The following is a 4,652-nucleotide window of genomic DNA, read 5'->3' as shown; positions in this document are numbered from 1 at the left end:
GCAAGCCGCATTCCATTCAGAGCAGCTCCCTCAGGGAGAGCTTCGGCGAGTGCTGGATCATCTGGATGATGAAGCCATGCCGTCAGCAGTCTCCGACCCTTCAGAGGAGCTTCAGCGACTGGAAAAACAGTTGCATGACGAGCTTCACGGGCGACGGGACAATCATGCACTCGATGCGCCATCCACGCATGTAGCGAATGATCGGCGCGACACTGCCTGACACGATCCCGTCGATGACGTCCGCCCCAGCACAGTAATGCGGCGCGCTGATCCTTAGCAGGCCCGAGGTCTTGGTCGAAGGGGCTGACATCGCTGGTATGGCCGTAGTCCGAGTTGTTTGCATTTTCTGCAAAGAGATATCTTGGTCGCTGTGCAGTTCATCGGCCAGAGCCATGGGGACCGTCGGGCTCAAGATGCCGAGATCGCGAGCGCGAGTAGAACCGTGCGTCGTCTATTACGAGGGGGAGTCATTTCGCTCATGAACCTTCCCGACCAAAGGGGCGGTGGAGTCGATTCGCTCATGGACCCTCTATCGCGTCGCTGCAGACCACCGCGCGATAGAAGTGCTGCGGGAAGCGCGCCTGGACGACGCCCGACACGGTCCCGAGAAAATCCCAATGCTCATTGATCGTCGCACTGCCCTGAAGCACCGCGAGCGTTTGCAGCGGCAGCCGCTTCTTCGTGCGACGACGCACGATCAGCACCTTGCCGTTGCTCACGATCTGGAACGGCTTCCGCTTCTGACCGTCCATGCGCTTCAACTGGCGGCGCACAACGGTATGCACCGGCGCACTGCCAATCGATCCGTAGGGCTTGATCAGGATGCCGCCAGAAGCGAGACGGCCACGGCTATCTCGCTTCGCGCGGACCGACAGAGCGTTGTCGGGATACTTCTCCTTGCCCGCACCGATGACGTGGCGCTCCATGTACTTGTCGATGCTGCCCACCGTCGCCATGAGCGTGCTGCCGTTGGCAGGGCGGATGCGGATGCCGCCGACAACCCATGGCCGCCCGGCATCGTGCATCGAATGACTCGCCTTGCGCTCGTGCGCATCCGTTTCAAGTTGACTGTCCATGCCCGCAAAGAACGCGTGCTATTGGCGGAGGAAGAGGAATAGCGCGGCGTTGCCTATCTGGTAGTCCGCAATGCGCTTCTCCCTAATCCTATCCACCAGCTCATTGGCCGCCGCGAAATATTCTTCGGCAAGGGAAGCAGTGTTGGCCTGCATCATGCCGCCGATGGCAAATCCGTGCGGCCCAGACCATTCATCCTCACGCGCGTGATCCCCGGTTAGCTCCTCGAAGTGTCATTCGGCGCGCTGTTTGACCCCTTATCGGCGCCGAAGGTTGACCCCGGCCAGTAATGACGAAACCCTTGGACCGTCGGCGAAAAATCCATCACGTATGGGGTCAACGTTGGAAGCCGATGGGGGTCAGAGTTCGGCGCTTATTCACACGGTCGCCATAGCGGGTCGATGGAGATCAGCCGGTGGAAATGCAGGCTGCCGATGGTCGCAGGCGCATGTCCTACACCCACAATCGCCTGGTCGCGAAGGTCCGGAGGCAGCGCGCCGATGGGCAGTTGGTCGCGCAGATAGGTCTCGATGCGCCCCAGATCGAGCAGGCGGGCGCTCGCATAAAGCGGATCATCGAATCGAATGTCTGCGGCCCATACGCGCGCCAGGACTGCAAGCACGGCCCGCGCCATGCCGGGCCTGGTCTTGACTGCCTCAAGCTCTTCGAACGCGAGCTCCGCGAGCGCTCGACCGACGATGGGGACAAGGGTGGCGTGATCGGCGGGTCGGCTGAAGCCACCCGCGAGGCGGGCCGCGAGCAGCGGTAGTGTGGCGACATCGCGGCCGTGGTCTCCCGCACGCGCCGCTGCGACACGTTGCATGCGAAAGGAGAGAGTGCCCTCGACGATGACGGTGTGACGCTTCATGTTGCCGAGGACCCTGGTTGCCCGTTCTCGCTAGCGAGGCAGCGCGGTCTGCGCCGCTCGCCGGTGCGACCAGTTGTCGAGCATGACGAATTCGTGGAAGTCGCAGCCGGGATGCCTGCAAATCACGCTCGGCTGAACCTGGCCCCTGGCGCTGATGGAATGCCCCTTGAGTGTAAGTCGGTGACCATGCGAACACGTGACCTCGGCCTTGAAGATGTGCTCGGTGGAGGGGTGACAGGCGGTCCAATGGCCTGCTGGTGCTGAACCGGTCCCCCGCCAATGCGCAAGGCGGGTCCGCGGTTCCGGCGTGTGTCGTTGCGTGGGCGAGCGACGCGGCGTGAATGGTCGGCGTGACCAGATCGCGCGCCAAACGGCCTTTGCCCAGGACAGCGCCATTTCGATTCTACGCTGCAAGAACCTCCTCCTTTCCCGCGAGAATCTCGGGTTGCAGGACAGTACCTTCCTCGTCGAAGGCGTAGAGCCTGTCGATGCGAACGCCGTTCCATTCAAAGCGATAGTGCGTTGTCTGAATCGATCGGCCGAGCGCCTGTCCCTTGAGGACGGCAATCGCCGTTGCCGTGGGGCGCTCGGCCGGCCGAAACAGGACACCGTCGATGTCGGCTGGGACCGCGTTGCCCAATGACCAGCGTTGCTATCGCGGAAGTTCGGCCGACACGGTGCGCAGGTCGATGAACTTCCCCTCGACGGGGGTCTTCAACATCCGCATGTCGAGGCCGGCTGCCGCTTCCTTTGTGCGCGACAGGAATCGCGAACGGCGCGCGATCGAGACCGCCAGGGCCGTTTGGGGCGTGTCGGCGAGCTCCAGGCAGGATCGCTCGGGGGCAAAGAATGTTGTGCCCTCGGGATTCTCATAGGTGAATGGGGCCAGATTCCAGTTCTGGAGCATCGCTGAATCGAGCTTTGGCCCCATGATCAATCTCGCTGGTCCAGCGTGGCGATGGGCAGAGATGCCCCTCGGCTTCGATTAACTGGTGGCACATCGATCTTTGGCATCACGCATCCTCCAACCTGCGCAGACGAGCCTTGACCCCATTATTGATGCTATCAGCGACTTCGGCAGGAAATGCCTTCGGGAGCGCCGCGGTGACCTGTTCGACCGCCGCCGGCGCCTGTGCGCGCAGCTCATCGAAGATCGCGGTCACGAGTCCCGCGCCAATCCCTGCCTTGGCAGCGGTCTGGACAAAATGGCGCGGCATGACGCTGTCGACGACGTAGTGACGGCTATCACCGACGGCCATGGCCAGCTTCATCTTGTTACGCTTGATCTGGCCTGCGTCGAGGCTGGGCTGCGCTGAGATCACATCGTAGAGCGGGGTCATGCGGAAGCGACCGCCGGGAGAGAGAAAGACGCTGAAATTTTTGGCGTGCCCATCCGTGGCACCGAGAAGCCAGAAGGCAATCACGGCTTTCAGAAACGTCGTTTGATCTGCCTCTGGCTGATCGCTCCCTTTCAGCAGATTGAGGATAGCTGGAATACCGGGCCCGCCCTCGGATTCGTATTTCAAGGATGGCGGCACGGACAAAGCCTGGCAGCAATCCTCTTGGGGCAAACGCAGGAGACGGTTGTCGCTGGTCCAGCGGCGATCGAACCGCTCGACCACGAGCACGCGGTTACCCTCAAACTCCTCAATGGCGACCGGGGCGCTCGGAAACCCAAGGGCGGCTGTCAGCTTGAGACAGAAGAACTCATTCTCGACGCTGTAGGAAAGATCGATGCCGTTCGGCAGTCGGCCAATCTGCGGTTTGAGGATGTGCGTCGTAGCTGTAGTCGCCAGCGGCTTGTACCAACGCCCTTTCCAGAACAAGAGCGCGGTCTTTTCCTGGGCGCCGGCGATCGAGATCCGAAAGTCCTCGTCCTCGCCAAGCCCAAGGGGAGCCGATGCAAGGTCGCCGAGAAGCTGCGCGATTTCCTTGTCGTTAACAGGTCTGCCGTCGACAGCACCGGCGGCGCCGGGTTCGATACCGTCCGGCAGGAATTGCAGTGCGCCGACGCAATCCCGTCCGACAGGGGCAAGTAGGTCGTAAGCGTCGATGCCCTGAGCGTGGACTCGCTCCGCCATGCGACGACGGATGGGCGTGCTGTCGGGCAGGAGATTGTCGAAGACGGCGATGACAGGCGCACCGATATAGCGGTCCTCACGCAGAGGCAGAGATAGCGACACGGGCAGCGCATGCTCCCAGGCAAGCCAGGACGGATCGTACTGAAAGTCGATTGCGCCGCTGGATTGCCTGTTCAGGCGCCCGACGAGACGGCCGTTCAAGAAGACATTGAGCGGGATATGCCGCCGCGGGCGAGCCATCAAAAGATGTCCTCGATCTCGGCCGGCTTTGCCTTCGTCCTGGGACGGATAACGAACTCGAGGTCGAGCGCTGCGAGAATATCACAAAGCGTTCCGAGCTGAGTCCCGGGCGCGCCACTCTCGACGGCCGAGATAGTTGCTTGCCGTAGCTTTGTCTTGTCCCTGACGCGGGTCTGGTTCAGGCCAAGGTTGCGGCGTTGCCGGCGGATGGCATCTCCGATTTGCTTGGGCGTTCGGGCGATCTGGTCCACGGCGTACCTCTCTAGTACCCGGAATCAGAGCTGAGTGATACGGCGCCCTGTGAAGCGGCGTTGACGGACCTTTTTCTTGGTCCAGACGAAGGGCTCGGCTTTGTCGTTGTACGCGTTGACGTAGGCATCGATGTGTTC

The 4,652-nt window shown here is 61.8% G+C and carries 7 protein-coding genes and 1 pseudogene; 1 reads left to right on the top strand and 7 read right to left on the bottom strand.

The genetic code is table 11. The annotated features are described in order from the left end of the window. Nucleotides 1-100: 100 nt before the first annotated feature. From ACZYOF_RS42370 to ACZYOF_RS42360, 3 genes are all read right to left on the bottom strand, one after another. Entirely contained in the window at nt 101-394 is a 294-nt protein-coding gene (locus ACZYOF_RS42370; protein ID WP_463719450.1) for a hypothetical protein, read from the bottom strand. Nucleotides 395-518: 124 nt separating this feature from the next. Continuing rightward, nucleotides 519-1,025: a hypothetical protein gene (locus tag ACZYOF_RS42365; RefSeq protein WP_463719449.1), complete on the bottom strand. Its 507-nt coding sequence runs from the start codon at nt 1,023-1,025 to the stop codon at nt 519-521. Nucleotides 1,026-1,447: 422 nt separating this feature from the next. Continuing rightward, nucleotides 1,448-1,942, bottom strand: a complete 495-nt coding sequence (locus ACZYOF_RS42360) for a hypothetical protein (RefSeq protein ID WP_028162326.1) — start codon at nt 1,940-1,942, stop codon at nt 1,448-1,450. A gap of 319 nt (nt 1,943-2,261) precedes the next feature. Between ACZYOF_RS42360 and ACZYOF_RS42355 the strand changes: the two genes are divergently transcribed. Next, the gene (locus ACZYOF_RS42355; protein ID WP_463719448.1) at nt 2,262-2,585 is read left to right on the top strand and encodes a hypothetical protein; all 324 of its coding nucleotides are present in this window, start codon (nt 2,262-2,264) and stop codon (nt 2,583-2,585) included. 9 nt (nt 2,586-2,594) lie between these two features. On the opposite strand, the gene ACZYOF_RS42350 is transcribed toward ACZYOF_RS42355, so the two are convergent. From ACZYOF_RS42350 to ACZYOF_RS42335, 4 genes and pseudogenes are all read right to left on the bottom strand, one after another. Next, a complete protein-coding gene (locus ACZYOF_RS42350) occupies nt 2,595-2,873 on the bottom strand; it encodes an RES family NAD+ phosphorylase (RefSeq protein ID WP_463719447.1) in 279 nt (92 codons plus the stop codon). 82 nt (nt 2,874-2,955) lie between these two features. After that, nucleotides 2,956-4,263: a type II toxin-antitoxin system HipA family toxin gene (locus ACZYOF_RS42345; RefSeq protein ID WP_130581641.1), complete on the bottom strand. Its 1,308-nt coding sequence runs from the start codon at nt 4,261-4,263 to the stop codon at nt 2,956-2,958. Continuing rightward, entirely contained in the window at nt 4,263-4,514 is a 252-nt protein-coding gene (locus tag ACZYOF_RS42340) for a helix-turn-helix domain-containing protein (RefSeq protein ID WP_028162324.1), read from the bottom strand. The genes ACZYOF_RS42345 and ACZYOF_RS42340 overlap by 1 nt, the downstream gene beginning before the upstream one ends. 24 nt (nt 4,515-4,538) lie before the next feature. Then, a pseudogene (locus ACZYOF_RS42335) lies at nt 4,539-4,652 on the bottom strand (IS630 family transposase); the annotation flags it as partial.

The sequence above is a fragment of the Bradyrhizobium sp. LeoA1Lang genome (assembly GCF_055413685.1).
This window is presented reverse-complemented; position numbering and strand designations above follow the sequence as displayed.

Excerpts from the sequence above, each read along its gene's own strand:
- ACZYOF_RS42370 (WP_463719450.1), bottom strand. The coding sequence starts at position 394 with ATGGCTCTGGCCGATGAACTGCACAGCGACCAAGATATCTCTTTGCAG.
- ACZYOF_RS42365 (WP_463719449.1), bottom strand. The coding sequence starts at position 1,025 with ATGCACGATGCCGGGCGGCCATGGGTTGTCGGCGGCATCCGCATCCGC.
- ACZYOF_RS42360 (WP_028162326.1), bottom strand. The coding sequence starts at position 1,942 with ATGAAGCGTCACACCGTCATCGTCGAGGGCACTCTCTCCTTTCGCATG.
- ACZYOF_RS42350 (WP_463719447.1), bottom strand. The coding sequence starts at position 2,873 with ATGGGGCCAAAGCTCGATTCAGCGATGCTCCAGAACTGGAATCTGGCC.
- ACZYOF_RS42345 (WP_130581641.1), bottom strand. The coding sequence starts at position 4,263 with ATGGCTCGCCCGCGGCGGCATATCCCGCTCAATGTCTTCTTGAACGGC.